The sequence below is a fragment of the Mesorhizobium sp. M0208 genome (genome assembly GCF_040322015.1).
GTDB lineage: Bacteria > Pseudomonadota > Alphaproteobacteria > Rhizobiales > Rhizobiaceae > Mesorhizobium.
The window spans coordinates 90,447-111,468 of record NZ_JAMYSP010000021.1 but is presented as its reverse complement, the minus strand read 5'-3'; the positions used below and the strand labels follow the sequence as shown (position 1 = coordinate 111,468).

Below are 21,022 nucleotides of genomic sequence, written 5' to 3'. Positions count from 1 at the left end.
CACGGCATCAACACCTCCCGGCAAAAACCGAAAAGTGTTACCTATGTGTCCGGTACAAATCGTCACCTATGTCTCGGGCCGCTCAATCTCAGTTGCAGACACCTTGGTCGCGGACTGGCACCTGCGGCGTCTGTCCACAACAAATTGGTGTCGCCGGCATAGAGCGCGATTCGGCTGGCATCTTAGCTTAATGTCGGCTCAATTGGCTGGCAGGCAAATGCATCTTGTGGAGAAAAGCGGTTTTTTGTCCGCGGCTTGGCGTCCGATCTTATAGTCCGATACTTTTATAATCCGAAACATTAGATTTTTTTGCCGCACTTCTTCATATAGTTAGTACCCCCAACGCCACTCCAATAACAATGACGCATTCGCCAACTAATTTTAATAAAAACTAAATTTCTTTTTAAACGGTAACGATCATGTGATCTTGTATTTTCGGCAAAAAAATAGACCCTCATAGAAAGATCCGTAATAACCATCGGAAACATCGTGAGATCACTGCAATTTAAATTTGTTTTCTATCCCATAATGTCAACTATCCGTAAGTATGTTTTTCGCCGCAATGTGACAATCCTGCCGCCGATCAACCATTCTATCAGAGGCTGCAGGTATGTGATTTGGCGCTAATATACACCCTCTAGTAGGCAATCCCCGGGCGCTATCGAATGAGACAAAGGAATATTGGATGGCAACTCTGCACTACGCCTCGGGTGGCTCCGCCACCGAAATCGCAACCGCCGGGTTCAATCTGGCCGACGTTCAATATGTTAGCCAGGTCAACGCATTGCCGGATGGCATGAAGGGCCTGGTGTATCTGAATGAGCACGAGGGCGTAACCTCATCCTTCATCGAGAAAATGACCCCCTTCCTCGGCAATCCGAACGTGTTCGGATTCTATCTTGTTGACGAGCCCGATCCCACCGGCAGGTGGGGCACCTACGCAACCGCTGAGAACCTGAAGGCGGAATCCGACTGGATCCATGAGCATTTTCCAGGCGCCAAGACCTTCATCACCATGATGAACATGGGGTCCCCGACCAATCCGGATTTTACGAACACCTACAATCCGGCCAACACGCATATCGACTATTTCGGAATAGACCCCTATCCGGTGCGCACGGGAACGGACACGGTCGATTATGACATGATCGATCGAGCCGTGGCTGCAGCGGTGAAATCGGGCATCCCGGTTAGCAACATCGTTCCGGTCTATCAGGCCTTTGGCGGCGGTAACTGGGAGACTTCCGATGGCGGAAGACATGTCATGCCCACCCCCGAACAGATGCAAATCATGATCGATCATTGGGCCGCACTGGTGCCGACGCCCGGCTTCGACTACACCTATAAATGGGGAACGCAGAACGGCGACACCGCGCTTGAAAGCTCCTCCGAACTGCAGGCCGTTTTCCGGGAGCACAACCTCGCTACCACCGGGACCGAACCGCCTCCCGTCGAGACAAGCGACACCTTGTATGGCACCAGCGGCGACGATGTGTTTCACGGAGCCGGCGGCCACACGATGATCGGCTATGGCGGCAATGATACCTATTATGTCGACGATGTCCGCGATAAGGAGATTGAGGCTGCGGGCGGCGGTACCGATAAAGCATTCGCCTCCGTAAGTCATGCGCTTGCGGCCGGATCGGAGATCGAACTTCTCGCCACCAACAGCCCGTCCGGCACCACGGCGATCAACCTGACCGGCAATGCGTTCGCCCAGACTATCCAGGGCAATGCCGGCGCCAATGTCATCAACGGCGGGGGTGGGGCCGATACTATGACCGGCTATGGCGGCAACGACACCTATTATGTCGACAATGCTGGTGACAAGGTTCGCGAGGCGGTCGGCGGTGGTACAGACAGGGTGTTCGCTACTGTAAGCCACACGCTTTCGGCCGGCTCGCAGATTGAGCTTCTTGCCACCAACCCGTCAGGCACATCGGCAATCAACCTGACCGGCAACGAGTTCGCTCAGACCATCCAGGGCAATGCCGGCGCCAATGTTATCAACGGCGGCGGCGGCGCCGACACGATGAGCGGCTATGGTGGCAACGATAACTACTATGTCGACAATGCCGGCGACAAGGTGAACGAGGCGGTGGGCGGCGGCACCGAATGGGTGTTCGCTGCGGTGAGCCACACCCTATTGGCCGGAGCGGAGGTCGAGCTTCTCACCACCACGAACAAAGCCGGCACGACGCCGATCAATCTCAGCGGCAATGAGTTCGCTCAGAGCATCGGGGGTAATGCCGGCGCCAATGTCATCAACGGTGGCGGCGGTGCCGATACGATGGCAGGCTATGGCGGCAATGACACGTTCTTTGTCGACAATGCCGGCGACAGGGTGTTCGAGGCGGTGGGCGGGGGTACCGACAAGGTGCTCGCTTCGGTGAGTCATGCCCTTGCGGCCGGCTCGCAGATTGAGCTTCTCGCCACCACCAATCCGTCCGGTACGTCTGCAATCAACCTGATCGGCAACGGGTTCGCTCAGACCGTTCAGGGCAATGCCGGCGCCAATGTCATCAACGGCGGCGGCGGTGCCGACATCTTGACCGGTAACGGAGGCAATGATGCTTTCGAGTTCAACAGCGCTCTTGGAGCCGGCAATATCGACAGGATCACCGACTTCAACAAGCTCCAGGACAAGATCCAGCTCGACGACGCGGTTTTTGCCGGGCTTAAGCTGGGAGGCCTTTCATCCGATGCTTTCTTTGCGGGTGCGGCCGCACATGATAGCTCCGATCATATCATCTACAACAACTCAACCGGAGCACTCTCTTTCGACAGCGACGGGATCGGTGGCGCAGCTCAAATACAGTTCGCCACGCTCTCTCCAGGTCTGTCGCTTGCAGCAGGTTCGTTTCTTGTGATCTGAACGACCCGGAACGGCGGACCTTCGAGCCGGTCCGCCGCTCTAGGCGCCGCTATTTTTCAAGCGAATTGACCAGTCTGGGTGGTGCTTAACTCCTGAGCTAGCGCGACGTGCCCTTCGTAAAATTCACCCGCAAATGGAGTGATATCGTCTGGTGAGCGTCGTCCGGGGATTATCGCAGCGAGCATAGCCTGCCAAAGGACCTCGCTTCATTGGCTTATGCGAGACCTCTCCACGAGCGGAACCCACGCGTTCTGTAGCGGCATGTTCCGATCGTCGTGGGGAAGTCTTGCTGCACGCCTTCTGGCGTCCTTTTCCTCGTGATCCTGCCTAAACAGGCCTGGGTGGTTTCACTCAACGTCAATACTGAGATCTGGGGATAGCCCGCCAGCGTCAAAAGCGCTCAAATATCTGCGATTTGTCGCTGCCTTGACCTTGAGCAGAGATGCAGAGCTCCATTCAACTCGCGACACTCAATTATGCGCTTGTGATCGCCGAGGAGGGCAGCTTTCTGCGCGCGGCGCGGCGCGCCGGTATCGATCACTCCGCGCTCAGCCGGCGCATACGCGATCTCGAATACGCCATGGGGACGAGGATATTTCATCGCCATCCCCGCGGCGTTGGCCCAACCCCAGCCGGCGAGCGTTTCCTCGATCGTCTGCGCTCGGTGCTCCTCGAACTGGATAATACTCTCACGCTGGCCCGGACCGGCATTAAGGATGAACAACAAAGGCTTTCCATCGGCTCCAACGGGATGATCCTTGGCGGGCGAGCGCTGGATGCGGTCATCGAGTTCGGGCAATGTCATCGAAATGTGACCGTCAGCTTGATAGAGGGATCTCACCCTGGGCCAAGGGCTCCTCTGGGCTGCACCGAGGTCGACGTCACCGTCACTTCCTCCTTCCGATCCACTGGCGGCGCATTCGAACTGAAATTGTGGAAGGATACCCTAGCCGTCGTTCTCGCTTCCAGTCATCCTCTCGCAAGCCGTCCCGTGATCGAGTGGTCGGAGCTGGACCAAGAGACGTTGCTCGTGCGTAGGGGCGAAGCATTTCTGCTCGCCGACGCTGTTGGAAATGGCGTGCAGCTCCCCGCGATCGTCGAACACCATGTCAGTGCGGGCATCCTTCTGCGCCTTGTCGGAAACGGCCTTGGAGTTGCTCTGATCCACGACGGAGACGCCAACAGGGTTCCTGAAGATGTCGTCTGGCGTAAGCTGCGGATCGAGGGCAAGTCAATTCAGATGTCCAGCTTCGCCCGTTGGCATCCGAACAACGCCAATCCTGCGCTGCCGGCCTTCATCGCGTTCCTGCGCGATCGGTTTCGGTCCTGACAGCCGTCAGACCGGAATGATCCGATTAGTCATCCCGGCCTAGAGTTTCGTAGGGCTTTGGCAAGCGCTCCTGTCCGTCATGAGCCGTATCAGCATCGGCGCAATCAGCTTTGCCGGATCGAGCAATTCAGCATAAGCGACAAGATCGCGACCAACGGCGCCGGGCAGTTGGACCGTGACCTTGACCGGCCGGTCATCGGGAATGGCGGAGAGTTTCAGCTTAGTCGTGCCGGATCCTTCGACGCCGCACTGGGTCACCACCGAAGGCCTTGGTGATGCGCACCAGATCGCTGAGCGCAGAGCGGATTTGCGGCCAAGGAAATTCGATGCATTCCTCCCAAGCTTCGCCCTCGCGCACCACGGCATCGAGCTTGCCCGCCACACCGGCGAGGGTCATTGCGGGAGTCGTCGAGAACGCTTCCAGAAGATCCTTCGCCCGATCACCAATCTCGCGCTCGGCCCTGACAGCGGCGGTGTAGCCGGTCTCCTCGGCAGCCTCATCCCAACGTGCCTGATGCGCTGCAAAATCGGCTTCGGCCCTCTCGCGGAGAGCGGGGGTATTCAGCCCTTTACCGAGCACTTCTCTAAGCGCCTCAATCGAATGGACCGTCACGTCCTCACCTCCGGGCATGCGGACGGTTACACAAGGAAAGCCGACACTCTCGACAAGCTTTGTTTCCAGCCGCTGCTGCTTCCGGCATAGCCGCTCGGTCTCCTTGTGGGATCTTACCCATTCCTGCCAAAGCGCCAGTGCAGGATCAAAACACACATTCGTGCATCCGGCGCTACCTGCGGACGCGTTACCTTCGAGCGTCCACGCGGTGGTGGCCACCACTGTTGCCGCAAGCACTCGCCTGCGGGTGACGTAAGGCAGAGTCGTGGTATTGTCGGAATCAGCCATGATCCGAGCTCCAATCAGCTTGGGTTGTGGTCAGGCTGGGCAGGTGCAGCAACACCCGCTCAGCCGTCCTAGTATTCTAATTGCCTAGCACCTCCCATTTAGCCTGATTTCTCAGGCGAAAGTCAACCAAAAAGACTGACTTCGGCCAATGAGCTTAATTTCCGTGGAACAATGCAGGGGAGCCAGGGCAATGCTCGATTGGAGCCAGAGCGAACTTGCAGCGGCGGCAGGCGTCTCCAGAGCGACCGTTGTTGATTTCGAGCGTGGGGCACGCATTCCACATCGGCACAATCTTGCTGCAATACGCAGCGCCCTCGAGGCCGCTGGCGTCGAGTTCATCCCAGAAAATGGTGGCGGGCCTGGCGTGCGGCTCGCCCGCCGATCTGACAGCAAATAATCATTACAGGAATCGGGCACATTCGACTCAAAACGGATTTCGCATCTCGAAGACGCCGGTCGCGCAGACCCGATCTTCCCGAATATTTTGGCGTCAGAAACGCCTCTCTGTCAGCTCGACTGGTGTGCCGGAGCGCCCCTCGCGAACCTGAGGACTGAGTTCGTGAGCAGACAAGCGATTGCACAGAGCAGAAATCAGCCGAGGGCCCAGTTGGACAACGGGTAGGTGACTGGCACGCTCCTGCCCCTGCCCGCGCTCGACCACCAAGGAGCGGCCAAGCCAAATGCTGGCCGTCGTATCGTAGACCGGCACGCGCACCCTTCTTACTGTCTCGTCTAAAACAGGATCGACGAGACTCGTTACGGTCGATCTTGCCAATGCGGAACGGCTCGCTGCCAACGGGCTCGGCAGCCCTGGCCGACATTGGCAGCACCACTGCGGCGAATTCTCGGCATAAGGCAAATCAATTCGAACGCCGTAGGCCCTGCAGTGTAGAATTTCCGGGTTTAAGAATCATTGGCGCGACGTGCTCGCAAAGCCCACGAAAAGATCGGTGAAGTTCGCAACACGTTGAATTCTCGGCGACACGTAGGCGTTACAGCCCGCCTGTATGGCAATGGCTCAGATCTGTCTCGGTTCGGTCCACTCGGCGCCCCGAGAGGCGAAGTTTTCCGGATCGAGGCGCATGGGCCACTGCGCGCCAGACAGAGCGATCCGATCCGTGTCATACCGTCAGAGGCAAGACACTAGCAATTGGGGGAGCAGATGAAGAAAGAGAACGACGTTGAGAAGCTGGTGCGCACGCTGCGTGCTCGAGCACCTGATGACGCGGCGGAATTGCTGGCCCGAGAGTCTCCCGAGTTTATTCGGGACACACTAAAGTTGTTGCCGGACGGGCATGCCCGTAAGGTGGCGGAGCATTTGCCACCGCATATGCGGCCTATCAAGCCTCATGGCGATGGCAAGAGCCTCGCGATCCCCGATTCGCTCGTCGAGCTGATGGACCCGATTCCCGCCAGCGTTCCTGTCGGGACGACGGTAGCCGCCGCAGTGGAGGCCGTCAGACGCGCTCAGGTGCCGACCGAGCTCACTTATCTCTACGTCACGGACGAGGGCGATAAACTGGTTGGTCTCGTGGTCCTGCGCGATCTGATGCTGAGCGAAGCGGAGACCACGGTAGATCAGATCATGCTGCCAAAACCGTTCGCCCTCCCCGTCGATCTGTCCTTGAGCGGCGCCTGCAAGGCTGCGGTACGCCGCCACTACCCTGTCTATCCGGTGGTGGACGCGGAGGACCGGCTGCTGGGGCAGGTCCGCGGCTGGCGCTTGTTCGAGCAACAAATCATCGAGATTTCCGCCCAGTCTGGCCAGATGGTGGGCGTCCAGAAGGAGGAGCGTTCTTTTACGCCGCTGTTTTCAGCCTTCCTGAAGCGTCATCCTTGGCTACAGCTCAACCTGCTGACGGCGTTCATGGCTGCTTTCGTGGTCAGCTCGTTCACAGGCACAATCGAGAAGATCGTCGCCCTGGCGGCATTCCTCCCGGTCTTGGCCGGGCAAAGCGGAAACACCGGCTGCCAGGCATTGGCTATGACGCTGCGTGGCCTTGCCCTGGGCGATGTGGATAAGCGACCGAAACTGCACCTGGTGATGAGGGAGGGCGCGCTCGGGATCGCTAACGGCGTGCTCGTCGGTCTTGTGGCGGCTGCGGCCATGTGGTTCTACGCCTCGCGGCAACCGGAGTCGGCAGCCCAGGCGCCCATGCTGGCACTTGTCATCCTGCTCGCCATGTCCGGATCGTGCCTCATGTCCGGAATCTCCGGCGTGCTGATCCCATTGGGCCTGCGGCGGGTCGGCGCCGATCCGGCCGTAGCTTCAGCGATCTTTCTTACCACCGTCACCGATATCGTAGGCATGGGCCTGATGCTCGGGCTCGCCACCATGCTCGTGCTGTAGTTTTGGCATGTCCGCCGATGCGCGTCCTGTACCGGACGCGCATCGGCGGGATCACCAACGTGGGATTTTTGGGGCTTTGAACCGCCGTGACTGAGCAGGTTGCGATACAGAGGGATTTTGCGCGTTTAAGCGCAGGGATGGGCTTTCTGAATCAGGAACTCACCGCGGGCGTGACGACCGCAGGAGTAGCATTGCCGATGTGCGTCTCCTCCGGCGTCCTTGCCCTATCGCCGCTCGGCGCGGATCGAGTGGCGGAAGGCGCGCTTGCCGGCGTCATCGCTGCCATTGTCGGCGGCGTTGTCGCGTCCGCATTTCAACGGTCATTCTTCGTGACGACCATGCCCAGCAACTCGCTGATCCAGGCCAGCCTGCTGGGATCCCTGCTTGTCGCTCTCGACGGCAACACGACCCAAGCGCTGCTTGCCTTCGTCGGCTGCGTGATGCTGACCGGCCTGTGGATGATCCTCATCGGCGCAACCGGTCTCGCCCGGATCGTCAAGCTTGCCCCCCATCCGGTTGTCGCCGGGTTCGTCTCGGGCGTCGGCATCCTGGTCATCAAGAGCCAGACGCCGATGCTTCTCGCGGTCTCCTCCTGGAGCGGCATCGTGGCGGCGGATTTCAGCCTGGCGACGATCACAAGACTACCCTTCGGTCTTGCGCTGATCGCGGCCATGGCGATGATCACGCGGCATGCGCCCAAAGTTCCGGCGCTGCTTGCCGGCCTGATCATCGGCTATGTGATCTACCACGCAGCCCGCCTGTGGGCGCCCGACACTGAGCTCGGCCCCGTTATCGGCTCGATCGATATCGAGGGCTGGGCACCGGTAAGCATGATCGAGGCTGCCTCAACGCTCCGGCTGGGGCTGAAACATATCTGGTGGACCCTGATTGCCGGCTCGTTGACCCTGGCGATCGTGGGAACGCTCGACACCGTCTTTACCCTGCGCACTGCGCGCAATCTGGCCGACGTTCAGGTCGGCCAGGACCGCGCCCTCGTCGGGCTGGGAATCGCCAATCTTGCCTCTCCCCTCATGGGCGGGCTGTTCGTATCCACGTCGGCCGCGCTGACCGCCGCCAACTACCGTGCCGGCGGGCGCATGCGTACGTCGACGTTTGCGAGCCGGGCGGTGCTGCTCGCTGCCATCCTTGCGTTCCCGGATCCGATCTTCTCGATGCCGCTGGTTGTGCTGTCCGCCATTCTGGTCTTCGTCGGCATCAATACCATCGACCGTTGGGCGCTGCGGACGGCGCGGCAAGCACTTCTCGGCACCAGCGCGGCGGGCCGAACCCAGGCACGGCGTAATATGGCCGTGGTCGCCGCTGTGGCGCTCGCCACAGTCCTTGGCCAACCCGTTGTCGGCGCCGTGGTCGGCGTGGCGCTGGCCTGCATTGTCTTCATGATCGAAATGAACCGGCCTGTGGTGCGGCGCAAGGAGATCGTCGGCAAGACGCGCTCCAGGCGCATCCGCTCCACTGCTCAGACCGAATTGCTGGCGATTCACGAGCGGGAGCTGGCAGTCCTCGAGCTGCAGGGCGTGCTGTTTTTTGGCAATGCCGATGAGCTCGCGGAGGAAATTGACCGGCTGCCCAGCGTAGTGCGGGTGATCATTCTCGATTTCCGCGCCGTCAGCGACGTCGACGCCTCCGGCGCGTTGACCTTGCAGCAGGTCTCCGCTCGCTGTGCCCGGCGCGGTCAGCGATTGTTCTTCAGTGATCTCAGGGATGCCGAAGCCCTGGAGGAGTTTACCTCACAAAGCGATGGACCCAATATCTACCCCGATCTCGAGGCGGCGCTGGAGCGCTTCGAAGAGGAAATCGTCGAGCGCACGGACAGTGTTGCCCCCTCGGTGATAGCGGTGCCGCTCGAGCGCACCGATTTCGGCATGACCATGGCGCAAGAAGATCTGAAAGTGCTGATGAGTTATCTCGACCACGTCGAGGTCCCAGAGGCACCGTGCTGTGCCGCGCTGGCGATCAGGCTGACCGACTGTGGATGCTGACGCGCGGCTGTATCAGCGTCTGGGTGGATGCGCCTGGCGGACGGCGCCGGCTGGCGAGCATCGGGGCTGGATGCACAGTGGGGGAAATGGGGTTCCTGACCGAGCGACCGCGCTCGACCGACGTGATCGCGGACGAGGACGTTGTTGCCTATGAGCTGACCTCGTCGGCCGCCAACAAGATATCAAAGGCCAAGCCGCATATCGCGCAAGCCGTTTTGAGAAGCATTGCTCGCCAGCTCTCCGATCGCCTCCGCAATGCGACGGAAGACCTTCGGATGAGCCATATGTGACATCGATGGGTCGGGCAGCGACCAAATACGTGCAGAATCACGCGAACTATATTGATCTTGAAGCAAGCCAGGTTCGCTAGCGCGCGGTGAGTTTGTTAGTTTGTATCGCGATCGAATATTTCGACCAATACAGCAACGCCGAGAAGATGTTTTTGCAACCAGCGCAGCCGAAATACGAATGGACCCGATAGTTTGTTGCGCGGCTGCAACAGCTGTTGAAAACTCGGACGATTTCGACAAAGTCCAGTCGCCTTTTTTCTTGTGGTCGTGCTAAGTCCTTCGCACTGGTCGGGTTTGGGGTGGTTCTCGGCATGCAATCTTCGTTTCGAACAATCGTCGGCTGCGCCGCGGCGCTGCTTTGTAGCGGCGCATTGCCGGCTGGCGCGCAGGGTCTTTTTTCGGCCTATGACGATGCTTTTTCAGCCCGCATCGCCAGTCCGTCGGACAACGGAACGCTCGCCCAGTTCGTCACGGTTGCCGTCAATGCAGGGCAATACGACCAGGCGATCTCCTCGATCGAGCAGTATCTGATCAAATATCCCCGCGATGCGCGCGCCCGGCTTGCGGCCAGCCGTTTGTACTATCATGTCGGCTCCTACGAATTGGCCCGGCGGCAGGTGCAGTACGGCATCGAAGTCGGCGGCCTGTCCGCAAGTGAGCAGCAGGAAGCTGTTCGCCTGCTCGCCCGCATCGAGCGCGCCTTGCGTGGCGTTACCTGGGAACTCGCCCTGACCGGCGGCGTGTTCAGCGCATTCACCGATTTTGAGCCCGGCGGGGCGCAGGACGACGACAGCTTCGTCTCGCCCTATGGGCGGGCGGAAGGCTTTGTCCGGTGGGACCTCGGCACGCCAAGCGCCGACGCCCTCGTCCTTTCGGGGTCGTTGACTGCGACACAGCGCTTTTTCACGCCAGACCTGTCGGTTCCGGGTAGCAAGGAGACTTTCATCCACGGCAACGCCGCGATCACCTGGGACAAGGGGCTGCCCAATAGTGGGATCGATTCGCTGCGCCTGCTGCTTTCGGCGTTTACCGTTACAGATCGTTTCGACAGCGATATCCACGAAACCGGCATCGGCCTCAGTGGACGCTTTCTTGTGCGCCCGACCGTCGAGACGACGCTTTTTGCCGGCGGCGGCTACATCGATCTAAGCGCCTCGCAAGGCATTTTCGCCGATAGCAGGGTTTTCTATGAGGCAGGCGGCAGCTACCGCTTCCGCAATGGCCAGGCGCTCGGACTGCGCTTTGTCGGCTCGAATGACTTCGCCTCCGGATCTGGCGAAATCGGCCACGGCTACACGGGCGAGGTCCGCTATGGCGGCCTGTTGATGACGGTACCGGATCTCTTCGCATGGTCGCACCAGGTCGCGTTCTCGGCCGGCCACAGCAACACTCCCGATCTGTCCGTTGGCATCGGCACAAATATCAAGAGCGACTTCTGGCGCATTGCCTCGGAAAGCGATTTTCAGCTGACGGAGGCGCAGAAGATCAGCGTCGATCTCGCCTATCGCGAAACCAACTTCGACATCGCCAACCGCGACCGAAAATCGTTCGAAATGCTCATGAGCTACACGTTGACGCTCAATTGAAAGAGGCCGCGATGAGGACCCCGTACCGTCAGATCGCCATTTTTGTCGCCTGCCTTGCCTTCGCGGCACCATCCGCCGCTGAAACGATCGGGTCGATGACGGCCTACCAGACCAACATCGTCCGCAACAACGGCGGGACAATGAACGTCGGTGCCGGCGTCGAACTCGGCGATCAGCTGCGCAGCGATCCCACTGGTCTGGGAATGCTGGTGTTCCGGGACGAATCGAGCGCCAAGATTGGTCCGAACACCAGCCTGACGATCGATGAATTCGTCTACAATCCGGGCTCCGGATCTGGAAAAATCGACATCGGGATGAACAGCGGCCTGGCCCGGTTCTATGGCGGCCAGGTTTCGAAAGGCGGCGTCATGCAGGTTGCGACGCCGCATATGGTGCTCGGCGCCAGAGGCGGCATCATCGAAGTGCTGGTGGCAGCCGGCCAGACCGTGGGCATTCTGCGCGCCGGCCGCATGATCTGCACGATCAATGGCAAACGGCTGGTCATCACAAACCCGGGCTACGCCTGCACATCGGAAGATGGCAAGCTGCTGACCGGCTACGGCGGAATCGACACCTTCCCGATATTGGACAGCATCGACCGGATTGCCGGCACCGGCCTGCCAGGCGCACTGGGTCCGGGATTGGACGTAAGCGCACTTTGTGCGTCGGCACTCGGCGGCTCGCTCAAAGTCTGCGACTCCACCGACGGCGCATTGCCAGGAGTGGTCATGGAGTTCCCCGACACCCCAACGCCACCCGTGGGCGGCGGCGTGAATAAGGGCGAGTGTGAGGGTGAGGGTTGCTGCTACTACTGCGAATAGGCCTGGCCGCACGACATGAGCCTCTTGGTCGGTTGGCGCTGGGCTGATTGGCGGCAAGCTGGCAGGCGCAAAGTATCCGGCCTTGCGGTCGTGCTCCTGCTGCTCGCTTGCCATTTGGCTTTTGACGGGCCGTTGTCGCGCCTGCGCGAACGCACGTACGACTTCTACCAGTTTCTCGCTCCGCGCCAGGCGACGAGCAATCCTGTCGTGATCGTCTCGATAGACGACGCCAGCCTCAAGGCACATGGGCGATGGCCCTGGAACCGTGGCCTCTTGGCCGATCTGGTCGATGGCATCACCAAGTCCGGCGCCGCGGTCATCGGGCTTGCGCTGGTACTGCCCGAGGCCGACACCTCGCCTGAGGGCATCGCCGGAGACAAGCGCCTGGCAGCGGCGCTGGCGAAAAATCGAACGGCGCTTGCCGTCAGCCTGGGCAATGAGGCGACGGTTTCAGAAGCAGAACCCAAAGCCGGCTGGTCGATCGTCGGGCAGGTACCCGACACACTTCCCGGCTTCACCGGCCTGACCGGCTCGCTTGCCGAATTCTCCAACGCCGCCGCGGGCCTCGGCGTAATTCGCACCTTGCCCGATCCCGACGGCGTACTGCGCCATGTGCCGCTGCTGTGGCTTCGCAATACCGCTCAAGGCGTGCAGCTGTGGCCGTCCTTCGCGCTCGAGCTTCTGCGCCTTTACGCCGGGCAGGACGGCTACATAGCCCGGATGAATGCCGCCGGGTTCGACGCACTCAGGATGGCCGGCGCCATCGTGCCGCTCGAGCCGGAGGGGAGCATCCGCCTCTGGGAAACCAGCACCGATACGCCACGCATATCTGGCAGCACTATCCTTTCGGGCGGCAGTGATCCACGGCTGCGGGACGCCATCGCCATTATCGATCTGTCGGCCGTGGGACTGACGCAGTACCTGCCCACCCCGACACGTCCAGCGCGACCAGGCGCGGACATCCACGCCGATGCAATCGGCCAGTTGCTTGCCGGGCGCTACCTAACAGAGCCGCCGCACGCACGCACGGTGGAGCGGCTCTGGTTTGTCCTCAGTGCCGTCATCTTCATCGGACTTTCCGGAGTGCTCGCCGGGCGTGTCGTGCTTGGTGCCCTGGCTCTCGTGCTGCTTGCCGTCACGCCGTTCGTGTTCGGCGCTCTCGAATACAGCCTGCAGGGTGCACTCTATGACCCGCTGCAGCCGGCGCTTGCGACAATCCTGGTAGCTGGCTTCGAAGGCTATGTCCTCTACAGGCGCAGCGAGCAGCGCCGGTCCACCTTGGCACGGCAGTTCTCCCAGTATCTGTCGCCTTCCGTGGTGCAGCGCCTCGCAAGCTCGGACACCGAAGCGATCCTGTCCGGCGAGAAGCGCGAGATCACAATCCTGCTCAGCGACATACGCGGCTTCACGACGATGAGCGAACAACTCGATACCCAGGAAATCGCCAAGGTGGTCAACCACTTCCTCGGTATTGCGACGGATGAGATCCTCAAGCGCGACGGCACCATCGACAAGTTCATGGGCGATGCGGTGCTGGCCTTCTGGAACGCGCCGCTTGATCAGCCGGACCACCGCGAGCGCGCGCTCGACGCGGGGCTAGCCCTGATAGAACGGGTAAAGCGTGAAGACGCCGCTTTCACCGCCGACGGCCACCCCTCTATCGCAATCGGCGTCGCCATCGAGACCGGCATCTGCTCGGTAGGCAATTTCGGCTCCGAACGGCGCTTCGATTACACCGCGATCGGCTCCCCGGTGAACCGCACGGCACGGCTCGAGTCGACGACCAAGAAGCTGGGCATCCCCCTGGTGCTTGGTCCTGGCTTTGCGGCAGGAGCATCGATGCCGGTCGTCCAGGCGGGCGCCTTTGAGCTCCAGGGTTTCAAGGGCGAGGTGCCGGTTTTCACCGTTCCGGAGATGCAAGCTGCTCACCAAGGTATGAGACGCGAAGTAGAGAGCCAACGTGGTGAGCAATCTGGCGCCCCTGCCGTGGTGGTTGGTTCGCCGCCATCCGTGCAAATGGCACCGCCTGATCTTGCACCCCGAACCCGAAGCACACGCTGACCGGATCCAGCGGATCGCAGGGGTGCCGACCTGCTTTGTGAACTAATACTGCTGGGGAGGCCTAGGCGTCATCAAACGGCCCTTTAATTGCGGGTGGCTGTCAATTCGGATCAGCGCGACAGCGGATGAGACGCGGATAGACGGCGAAGGGATCGGTCGAGGTAACCCGGCAATGATTGTCGAGGCCGCGGAATTTTCGAGCGAGAAGATAGGCCGTGTTATCCAGTTCACCACGAATGGCAGCACGGCTTCGTTGAGTTCGCCGGCGCCATCATGTGGAGGCAGCGCGTGGTTCAGATTGTTTATCCTCGCCGCCGGATCATGCCCTCGGGATGTTCCCAAGAGCATCCAGCCGTAGCACTCCCCGAGCTGCCCTAACGAGAGAGTTCGCTGGGCCGGGATTATGGCCGTTATGAACCTGACGCAATCATGCAGCTGGCGCTGGCCTCGTCGGGCGCGTGGGCGGTCTATCGACATCAATCGGTCGCCGCGGATGTTGGGATGCGCATGCGTCGGCGCATGTAGCGTCGATACGCCTTGGGCATGCGGGCGTTGACAGTGACATGGCCGGAGCGACGTGTTTCAAACGCCGAGCGATTCCAAGGACTGAGCACCAGAACCGGACCTCCCGACGGATTTTCGCGAGCTGCATTCCTCCCTCCCATCCTTATCAAAACCGCCGCTCGCGAATTCGCTGGCGAGTATATCTCCGGTATGATATACATATATCACTCATGAGGATATACAAATGCCGCTCTTCATTCGCGATCCCGACGTCGACGCCATGGCCGTCGAGCTGCAGCACATTACCAACGCGCGCAGCAAGACCGAGGCCGTCAGAACCGCCTTGCGCCACGAGATCGAGCGCAACCGCGGCAGCGTCCCGCTGCGCGAGAGACTTGCCAAAGTCAAGGAAATGGCACGGCGGATCGGGCCGGCCAACCCTGATTTCGATATGAAGAAATTCACCGACCAAATGTGGAGCGACGACTGATGTTCGTCGATGCTTCGGTGATCGTTGCCATCCTGAATGAGGAACGTGGCGCGGAAGAACTGGAAAAGCGGCTCGCGGCCGCGACCAAGCCGCTGTATGTCTCCCCGCTCGTCCGGTTCGAGGCAGTCCAGGGTCTCGCGCGAGCGTCGGCCGAAGCCATCAAAAAGAACGCCAAGCCCACGGCCAACATGCTGGCGCAAGCCCGTGATACCGTCGACGCCTTTTTGATCGAGATCGCCGGCAAGGAAATCATGATATCCGGCGACATCGGCGACCGGGCGATCGAAGCCAGCATGAAATACGGCAAAGCAGTCGGGCACAAAGCCGATCTCAATTTCGGCGATTGTTTTGCCTACGCTTGCGCGAAGGCTCACCGGCTTGCCCTGCTTTACAAGGGCAATGACTTTTCACAAACTGATCTGGCGTAAGGCTTTCCTGGCCTTGCATCGCGGCGCGAGAGCCGATGGGCCCTTTTGCATGCTTTGGGCGAATCGTCGTCTTTCATGGTTAAACGCAATATTGCGAGGAACGTTCGCTGCAGCACTGGTTTTCTTCGGCACGATCACCGTCCAGGCACAGCGGGCAGACGGCATCTTCTGGGTGCTGCGATCGGTGCGCCATGCCGCGATCTGCCAGGGGGCGATACGGCCCACGCACCACCTGCTACAATCGCTTCGTCGATGGCGGAAAGCAGGTGTGTGGGACCGCCTCATGCATGGCATCACCAAAGCCCATGATGCAACGGTGCAGATGATCGATACCTCCATTGTTCGCGTCCATCAGCAAGGCGCGACGTCTACGTCCTAGTCTAGCGCGTGGCCTCCCCGGTTTGTCATTCGCCACGCATGGTCGCCTGGAACGCCGGCAGGTGCTTCTTCTGTGCCTCGAGCATTCTCTCGCGATAGACGCCATAAATGACGTCGGTGTCGTGCAGTGTGACGCCAGCAATCGTCGGCGAGGCAAAAACCGGCAGCTCGATGCCGCGCTTCGAAAGCGCCTCGGCGGTGCGGGCGATCAACTCATGCGCCAGGATCATGGCAAGCACGGTCGACGAACCGGAGACCGGCCGGCTCCAGCCCTCGACCGGCACGATGGCATCCTCGATCGGCGAGCAGGTGTCGATGACAAGGTCGGCGGCATCGGCAAGCCGTTTGCCGGAAGAGTGTGTCGCCGGCTTGTCGAGATTGTTCTTGCTGGTCACCGCAACGACAAAGATGCCGCGTTTTTTCGCGTAAAGCGCGGTGTCGATGCCGGACGAATTGCGGCCGCTGTGGCCGAAGATGATGATCGAATCGCCTTTGTTGAGCGGCTGGTGATCCAGGAATTTCTCGGCGTATTTCTCGGTCCGCTCCAGCCACAGAAGTTCGCGCACGCCGCCGGCGCCGAGCACATTATGCCACATGACACGCGGGTCGGTCAGCGGATTGAAGCCGACATAGCTGCCGTAGCGCGGAAACACTTCCTGAACCGGCAACACCGAGTGACCAGAGCCGTAGAGATGAACCAAGCCACCGCTCTCGAGCGTGTCGGCAAAGCGGCTGGCCGCCTCACCAAAGGCTTCGGCATTGGCTTTCGAGGCCTGTTCGATGAGGGCGGCAAGGCGAGGTATGTAAAGATCGGACACGTCGGTACTCCTGTTATGGGTCGGCTTGGGTATGGCTCAGCTTCTTGCGGTTGGCGCGGCGCGACCGGCACGCAGCGTAGAGCGGATTTCGTAGCGGTCGCCACGCATGACCGAGACGGTGAATTCGAACGGGCCGCGCTCGTCGGTGGTGATGCGCTCGACCACGAAAGCGGGACTCCCCGCGGGCAGATCGAGCAACTCGGCATCCGCCGCCCCGACCGCACCGACACGGTAGTTTTCGCGCGCCGCGACCGGCACGATGCCGTAATGGCGCTCCAGCGCTTCGTAGAGCGAGCCCTGCAGCAGGCCGGCATCGAGAAAGCCGGGCACGCGCGCGGCCGAGAGCTGCGCCGTCTGGATTCCGATCGGCTCGTTGTTGCCGAGCCTGAGCCGGCGGACGCGCACCACCGGGTCGCCTTCCTCGATCTCCAGCGCTCCGGCCGCGGCGGCATTGGCCGTGGTCAGGCTGCAGTCGAGCAAGCGCGAGCCCGCGACCACGCCCATATTGCCCATTTCCTGCGTGAAGCTGGTCAGTTCGCGGGTGCCGGCGACCAGCGTGGTGGAGCGCACGAAGGTGCCACGACCATGTTCGCGCCTGAGCAGCCCGTGCTCCTCCAGATTGCGCAGCGCGTGACGCAGCGTGATGCGGCTCACCCCGAACAGGGCGCACAGTCTGTCTTCGGCCGGAATCTGGTCGCCAGTCGCCCACTCGCCACTCTTGACGATCGCGCGGATGGCCTCTTCCACCTGATACCAGAGCGGCTCGGGCCTTTTGCGGTCGGGTTGCTGAAAGCTCGGCTCGCTCATCTTATCTGCCTCCACTGTGCTCCGGCGAGACCGGCCAGCGAGGCGCCGACGAGACCGGCGCGGGAGCCGAATTCGCCGGACCGAAGAACGACATCGCGCAGATGTGGCGGCAGCTGACGCCGCAATGCCGCAAGCAGCGGCGGCCCTACCACGTCCAGCGCGTCGGCAAGGCCACCGGAAAACAGGACTGCCTGGGGATCGAGCAGCGCGACCGCACCCGCAAGGGCAGTGCCCAGCCGGCGCGCCGGCAGCTCCAAGGCGTCAAGGGCGGCCGTCTTGCCGGCCCGGGCGGCCTCGACCAGCCTGCCGCCATTGGCCAGCCCGATCTGGCGCGCCGCGGCGTCGAACGCCCGCCCGGAAGCGAAGCGCTCCAGCCAGCCGCTGCGGTCCTCGCCTTCATCCTCGATGTCGGCGCAGGCCCAGCCGAATGAGCAGGCGCCGCCACGTGCGCCGGCGACGATGCGGTTGTTGGCCAGAACGGCGGAGCCGATGCCGGTGCCGATCGCCAGCAGGATGGCATCGGACAAGCCTGTTGCAGCACCTTCGACCGCCTCGGCCAGCATGGCGATCTGCGCGTCATTGCCAATGGCAACAGGCAGACGAGGAAACAACGCCGCGATGTCGACACCGTCGAGATAGGGCAGGTTCGGAACCCAGTGGCAGACCGAGCCTTCTACAAGCCCCGGCACCGCCAGGCCAAGTGCCTCGACCGGACCGGCCTCGGCGCGCAACGCGCCGATACGGGCGACGAAGGCATCAAGGCTTGCTGGTGCGGGCTCGCGGCTGAGCATCTCCAGCCAGCGAACATCCCCGGAATGGATAGCGGCGCGCAAGTTGGTGCCGCCAAGATCGATGGCCAGAACGCGTGTCATCGAGAGCGACTCCGACTGGCTGCCGGCGCGAACAGGCCACTGCCGGCATGCCAAGACTGCGAGGCCGCGGCAAAACCCTGCGCGTAGCGCGTGCCGCGCAGGCAGCCGCGCAGCCGATAAAGTGCGCTGTAATAATCGACGTAGGGGAAACTGCTCAGGCCATGTGCCAGTTCATATTCCCGCACCGCCTCGCTCCAGGCCTCGAAGCCGTCGCTGACGTCGACAAGGTGCTCGGGGCGAAAGCCTTCGTCGTCCTCCCAGTTTTCGCCGAAAAGCAGCAGTTGCGGTGTGTGCGCGGCATGGTCGCGCTTCAGCGTCGGCAATGCCGCAAAGAAGATGCCGGTCTGCGTCAGCCGGGCTGCGGCGCGATGGTCCTTGTGCCAGCTGCCATGCCAGTGGGTGATAACGATTTGCGGCTTCAACTCGCGCACAACATCGCAAACCTTGAGCGCCGTCTCGTCGTCGCAAGGCAAGAAGGCGTCGTGCAGCCCCAGACTGCGCATGGCAGCGCCTAGCCTGGCTGCGGCCTTTGCGGCCTCCTCCTGCTTCTGGACGCAATAGTGCTCGGGGATGAGGCTTGGATGGCCCTGTTCGCCCATGCTGAGATGCAGGAAGGTGACTTCGGCGCCACCTTGCACTGCCGCCGCCGCCAGCGGACCGGCAATCACCTCGGCATCGAAGGCATGCGCCCCGACGACCAGGATTGAGCGTGCGGCATAGACCTTGTCCTCGATCATTTCACCCCTCCCCCGGTGCCGACGCCTTCGCGAATCTGGCGGGCGAGCAGACAGTACATGATCAGGATGGGCGCCATGGAGATCGCAAGCGAGGCGAACACCAGGCCCCAATCCGTGCGGAACTGGCCGACAAAGACGCTGATGGCCAGCGGCACGGTCTTGTAGCGATCATCGAAGATGAAGATCAGTGGGAAGAAGAAGTCGTTCCAGACGGCGATAGCTGTGAAGATGGCGACGATCGATATTGCGGGCTTCACCATCGGCAGCACGATCTGGAACAGGATGCGCGCCTCGCCGGCACCATCCATGCGCGCCGCCTCGTCGAGTTCGGACGGCAGCACCCGCATGAAATTTGCGAAGATGAAGACGGCGAAGGGAATGCGGATAGCCGAATAGACGAGGATCAGGCCGGTCAGCGAATCGAGCAGGCCAAGGTTGCGCATCAGCGTGAACAGCTCCACCGAGGCAAGCCGGATCGGCAACATGATGCCAGACAGGAACAGGCCGAGCATGATGCCGTTCCAGCCCAGCCGATAGCGGCTCAGCGGAAAGGCGGCCATTGCCGACACGAAGATGGTCAGGATCACCGCACCGCCGGTGACGATCAGGCTGTTGATGAAATTCTGGCCGAGATCGGCGCGCGTCCAGGCCGCAACGAAATTGTCGAAGGCAAAGCTTTGCGGCAGGCCGAGCCTGTTGTCGTAGATCTCCGCCGTGGTCTTGAAACAGGAGACGACGAGAATATAGAGCGGCAACAGCACCGCTGCGGTCCACAGGACCAGCGCCGTCCAGCCCGGCAGCCGTGCGAGCTGTTGAGGGATGACGAGGGCGTTCACAATTGCACCGTGCGACGGTCGAAGAAGCGCAGCATCAGAAGCGTGCCGATGCTGAGGATGAGAAACAGCAGCGTTCCCAGCGCAAGCGCCAGGCCTATATCCGTGATGCCGACCGCGCCTTCGGCGCCGAAGGCGAGCCGGTAGAAATAGGTTACCAGCGTGTCGGTCGAATAGCTTGGATTGCCCTGCACGCCTTGCATGACATAGACGATGTCGAACTGGTTGAAGGTGTTGATGAACGACAGCGTCGTCAGCGTGCCGATGGCCGGCATCAGCAAAGGCAGGGCAACCGAGACCAGCATGCGGCCGCTGCCGGCGCCGTCCAGCCTGGCAGCCTCGAATATCTGGCCGGAAATCTGCCTGAGGCCGGCGGTGTAGATCAGCACCGGCAGGCCCATCCAGTTCCAGGCGTCGACGGCAATGAGCATCGCCAACGCGGTGTGGCTGTTGCCGAGCACGGTCAGGCTGCCTTGATGCAGGCCAAGGCCGTTGAGCATCCATTCGATGGTGCCGCCTGGCGCCAGCAGCAGGCGCCACAGGGCGCCGACGATGACTGGGCTCAGCACTGCCGGGAAGAAGAAGACCGACTGGAAAAAGGCCGCCCCTTTGGCGCGCAGGAACAGCAGCCAGGCGAACAGCAGGCCAAGGCCGTTCTGAAACAGCATGATGCCGAAAAACCAGGCGACGTTGTGCCAGAGCGCTCCGTAGAGCCGTCCGCCGCTCGGGAAAACGAACAGGCGGGTAAAATTCGACATGCCGGCGTACTCCAGCATGCGCAGGCCCTTCCAGACGAAGAAGCTGCCCCACAGCGACATCAGCAACGGATAAAGGACAAACAGCGAATAGACGGCCAATGCCGGCAGGATGAACAGCACCGCCATGCGCTGCTGGGTGCGCTGAAGGCTGCTTTTGCGGCGACGGGCGATCATGTGCTTGTT

General features: G+C 61.3%; 19 protein-coding genes and 1 pseudogene. 12 read left to right on the top strand and 8 right to left on the bottom strand.

Features of this window, described 5'->3' with window-relative positions:
* The first annotated feature begins 685 nt into the window (after positions 1-685).
* Both NKJ17_RS21085 and NKJ17_RS21080 read left to right on the top strand, forming a co-directional pair.
* Positions 686-2,875: a calcium-binding protein gene (locus NKJ17_RS21085; protein ID WP_352689891.1), complete on the top strand. Its 2,190-nt coding sequence runs from the start codon at positions 686-688 to the stop codon at positions 2,873-2,875.
* A 442-nt stretch (positions 2,876-3,317) separates the two neighbouring features.
* On the top strand, positions 3,318-4,205 hold the full coding sequence (locus NKJ17_RS21080; RefSeq protein WP_352689890.1) for a LysR family transcriptional regulator: 888 nt from the start codon (positions 3,318-3,320) through the stop codon (positions 4,203-4,205).
* A gap of 39 nt (positions 4,206-4,244) precedes the next feature.
* On the opposite strand, the gene NKJ17_RS21075 is transcribed toward NKJ17_RS21080, so the two are convergent.
* Both NKJ17_RS21075 and NKJ17_RS21070 read right to left on the bottom strand, forming a co-directional pair.
* Positions 4,245-4,463: a DUF2274 domain-containing protein gene (locus tag NKJ17_RS21075; protein WP_352689889.1), complete on the bottom strand. Its 219-nt coding sequence runs from the start codon at positions 4,461-4,463 to the stop codon at positions 4,245-4,247.
* The gene (locus NKJ17_RS21070; RefSeq protein ID WP_352689888.1) at positions 4,426-5,106 is read right to left on the bottom strand and encodes a hypothetical protein; all 681 of its coding nucleotides are present in this window, start codon (positions 5,104-5,106) and stop codon (positions 4,426-4,428) included. Before NKJ17_RS21070 ends, NKJ17_RS21075 begins: the two co-directional genes overlap by 38 nt.
* A gap of 190 nt (positions 5,107-5,296) precedes the next feature.
* Here NKJ17_RS21070 and NKJ17_RS21065 point away from each other — a divergent pair, with 190 nt between their 5' ends.
* The 10 genes and pseudogenes from NKJ17_RS21065 to NKJ17_RS21020 all read left to right on the top strand — a co-directional run.
* Positions 5,297-5,503: a helix-turn-helix transcriptional regulator gene (locus tag NKJ17_RS21065; protein ID WP_352689887.1), complete on the top strand. Its 207-nt coding sequence runs from the start codon at positions 5,297-5,299 to the stop codon at positions 5,501-5,503.
* 765 nt (positions 5,504-6,268) lie between these two features.
* The gene (locus tag NKJ17_RS21060; protein ID WP_352689886.1) at positions 6,269-7,456 is read left to right on the top strand and encodes a magnesium transporter; all 1,188 of its coding nucleotides are present in this window, start codon (positions 6,269-6,271) and stop codon (positions 7,454-7,456) included.
* Between the two features lie 137 nt (positions 7,457-7,593).
* Positions 7,594-9,456, top strand: coding sequence for a SulP family inorganic anion transporter (locus NKJ17_RS21055; RefSeq protein ID WP_352689885.1), 1,863 nt, complete (start codon positions 7,594-7,596; stop codon positions 9,454-9,456).
* A complete protein-coding gene (locus NKJ17_RS21050) occupies positions 9,450-9,746 on the top strand; it encodes a Crp/Fnr family transcriptional regulator (RefSeq protein ID WP_352689884.1) in 297 nt (98 codons plus the stop codon). The genes NKJ17_RS21055 and NKJ17_RS21050 overlap by 7 nt, the downstream gene beginning before the upstream one ends.
* Positions 9,747-10,057: 311 nt before the next feature.
* The gene (locus NKJ17_RS21045; protein WP_352689883.1) at positions 10,058-11,332 is read left to right on the top strand and encodes a tetratricopeptide repeat protein; all 1,275 of its coding nucleotides are present in this window, start codon (positions 10,058-10,060) and stop codon (positions 11,330-11,332) included.
* Positions 11,329-12,153: a FecR family protein gene (locus NKJ17_RS21040; RefSeq protein WP_352689882.1), complete on the top strand. Its 825-nt coding sequence runs from the start codon at positions 11,329-11,331 to the stop codon at positions 12,151-12,153. The genes NKJ17_RS21045 and NKJ17_RS21040 overlap by 4 nt, the downstream gene beginning before the upstream one ends.
* A 15-nt stretch (positions 12,154-12,168) precedes the next feature.
* Positions 12,169-14,214: a CHASE2 domain-containing protein gene (locus NKJ17_RS21035; RefSeq protein ID WP_352689881.1), complete on the top strand. Its 2,046-nt coding sequence runs from the start codon at positions 12,169-12,171 to the stop codon at positions 14,212-14,214.
* A 748-nt stretch (positions 14,215-14,962) separates the two neighbouring features.
* Positions 14,963-15,208: a type II toxin-antitoxin system VapB family antitoxin gene (locus NKJ17_RS21030; protein ID WP_023678723.1), complete on the top strand. Its 246-nt coding sequence runs from the start codon at positions 14,963-14,965 to the stop codon at positions 15,206-15,208.
* Entirely contained in the window at positions 15,208-15,636 is a 429-nt protein-coding gene (locus NKJ17_RS21025) for a type II toxin-antitoxin system VapC family toxin (RefSeq protein WP_352689880.1), read from the top strand. Before NKJ17_RS21030 ends, NKJ17_RS21025 begins: the two co-directional genes overlap by 1 nt.
* Before the next feature lie 212 nt (positions 15,637-15,848).
* Positions 15,849-16,003, top strand: a pseudogene (locus tag NKJ17_RS21020) (IS5/IS1182 family transposase); the annotation flags it as partial.
* A 37-nt stretch (positions 16,004-16,040) separates the two neighbouring features.
* Here the strand turns inward: NKJ17_RS21020 and NKJ17_RS21015 are convergent.
* Genes NKJ17_RS21015 through NKJ17_RS20990 form a run of 6 tightly spaced genes read right to left on the bottom strand, consistent with a single transcriptional unit; the run spans position 16,041 to position 21,013 of the window.
* Positions 16,041-16,832 carry a sugar isomerase domain-containing protein gene (locus NKJ17_RS21015; RefSeq protein ID WP_352689879.1) on the bottom strand — a complete coding sequence of 264 codons (792 nt, stop codon included), beginning with the start codon at positions 16,830-16,832 and terminating at the stop codon, positions 16,041-16,043.
* A gap of 36 nt (positions 16,833-16,868) precedes the next feature.
* Positions 16,869-17,639, bottom strand: a complete 771-nt coding sequence (locus tag NKJ17_RS21010; RefSeq protein ID WP_254820103.1) for a GntR family transcriptional regulator — start codon at positions 17,637-17,639, stop codon at positions 16,869-16,871.
* Positions 17,636-18,511 (bottom strand): ROK family protein, encoded by an 876-nt coding sequence (locus tag NKJ17_RS21005; RefSeq protein WP_352689878.1) that lies wholly within the window; start codon positions 18,509-18,511, stop codon positions 17,636-17,638. Before NKJ17_RS21005 ends, NKJ17_RS21010 begins: the two co-directional genes overlap by 4 nt.
* Complete coding sequence (locus NKJ17_RS21000) at positions 18,508-19,248, bottom strand: PIG-L deacetylase family protein (protein ID WP_352507654.1); 741 nt, start codon at positions 19,246-19,248, stop codon at positions 18,508-18,510. Before NKJ17_RS21000 ends, NKJ17_RS21005 begins: the two co-directional genes overlap by 4 nt.
* The gene (locus NKJ17_RS20995; protein WP_352480121.1) at positions 19,245-20,084 is read right to left on the bottom strand and encodes a carbohydrate ABC transporter permease; all 840 of its coding nucleotides are present in this window, start codon (positions 20,082-20,084) and stop codon (positions 19,245-19,247) included. Before NKJ17_RS20995 ends, NKJ17_RS21000 begins: the two co-directional genes overlap by 4 nt.
* The gene (locus NKJ17_RS20990) at positions 20,081-21,013 is read right to left on the bottom strand and encodes a carbohydrate ABC transporter permease (RefSeq protein ID WP_352689877.1); all 933 of its coding nucleotides are present in this window, start codon (positions 21,011-21,013) and stop codon (positions 20,081-20,083) included. The genes NKJ17_RS20995 and NKJ17_RS20990 overlap by 4 nt, the downstream gene beginning before the upstream one ends.
* Positions 21,014-21,022: the final 9 nt, after the last annotated feature.

What these genes read in the sequence shown, in the direction of transcription:
- NKJ17_RS21045 (WP_352689883.1), top strand. Translation starts at nt 10,058, where the DNA reads ATGCAATCTTCGTTTCGAACAATCGTCGGCTGCGCCGCGGCGCTGCTT.
- NKJ17_RS21025 (WP_352689880.1), top strand. Translation starts at nt 15,208, where the DNA reads ATGTTCGTCGATGCTTCGGTGATCGTTGCCATCCTGAATGAGGAACGT.
- NKJ17_RS21070 (WP_352689888.1), bottom strand. Translation starts at nt 5,106, where the DNA reads ATGGCTGATTCCGACAATACCACGACTCTGCCTTACGTCACCCGCAGG.
- NKJ17_RS21050 (WP_352689884.1), top strand. Translation starts at nt 9,450, where the DNA reads ATGCTGACGCGCGGCTGTATCAGCGTCTGGGTGGATGCGCCTGGCGGA.
- NKJ17_RS21065 (WP_352689887.1), top strand. Translation starts at nt 5,297, where the DNA reads ATGCTCGATTGGAGCCAGAGCGAACTTGCAGCGGCGGCAGGCGTCTCC.
- NKJ17_RS21010 (WP_254820103.1), bottom strand. Translation starts at nt 17,639, where the DNA reads ATGAGCGAGCCGAGCTTTCAGCAACCCGACCGCAAAAGGCCCGAGCCG.
- NKJ17_RS21060 (WP_352689886.1), top strand. Translation starts at nt 6,269, where the DNA reads ATGAAGAAAGAGAACGACGTTGAGAAGCTGGTGCGCACGCTGCGTGCT.
- NKJ17_RS21055 (WP_352689885.1), top strand. Translation starts at nt 7,594, where the DNA reads ATGGGCTTTCTGAATCAGGAACTCACCGCGGGCGTGACGACCGCAGGA.
- NKJ17_RS21085 (WP_352689891.1), top strand. Translation starts at nt 686, where the DNA reads ATGGCAACTCTGCACTACGCCTCGGGTGGCTCCGCCACCGAAATCGCA.
- NKJ17_RS20990 (WP_352689877.1), bottom strand. Translation starts at nt 21,013, where the DNA reads ATGATCGCCCGTCGCCGCAAAAGCAGCCTTCAGCGCACCCAGCAGCGC.
- NKJ17_RS21000 (WP_352507654.1), bottom strand. Translation starts at nt 19,248, where the DNA reads ATGATCGAGGACAAGGTCTATGCCGCACGCTCAATCCTGGTCGTCGGG.
- NKJ17_RS21005 (WP_352689878.1), bottom strand. Translation starts at nt 18,511, where the DNA reads ATGACACGCGTTCTGGCCATCGATCTTGGCGGCACCAACTTGCGCGCC.
- NKJ17_RS21035 (WP_352689881.1), top strand. Translation starts at nt 12,169, where the DNA reads ATGAGCCTCTTGGTCGGTTGGCGCTGGGCTGATTGGCGGCAAGCTGGC.
- NKJ17_RS21080 (WP_352689890.1), top strand. Translation starts at nt 3,318, where the DNA reads ATGCAGAGCTCCATTCAACTCGCGACACTCAATTATGCGCTTGTGATC.
- NKJ17_RS21030 (WP_023678723.1), top strand. Translation starts at nt 14,963, where the DNA reads ATGCCGCTCTTCATTCGCGATCCCGACGTCGACGCCATGGCCGTCGAG.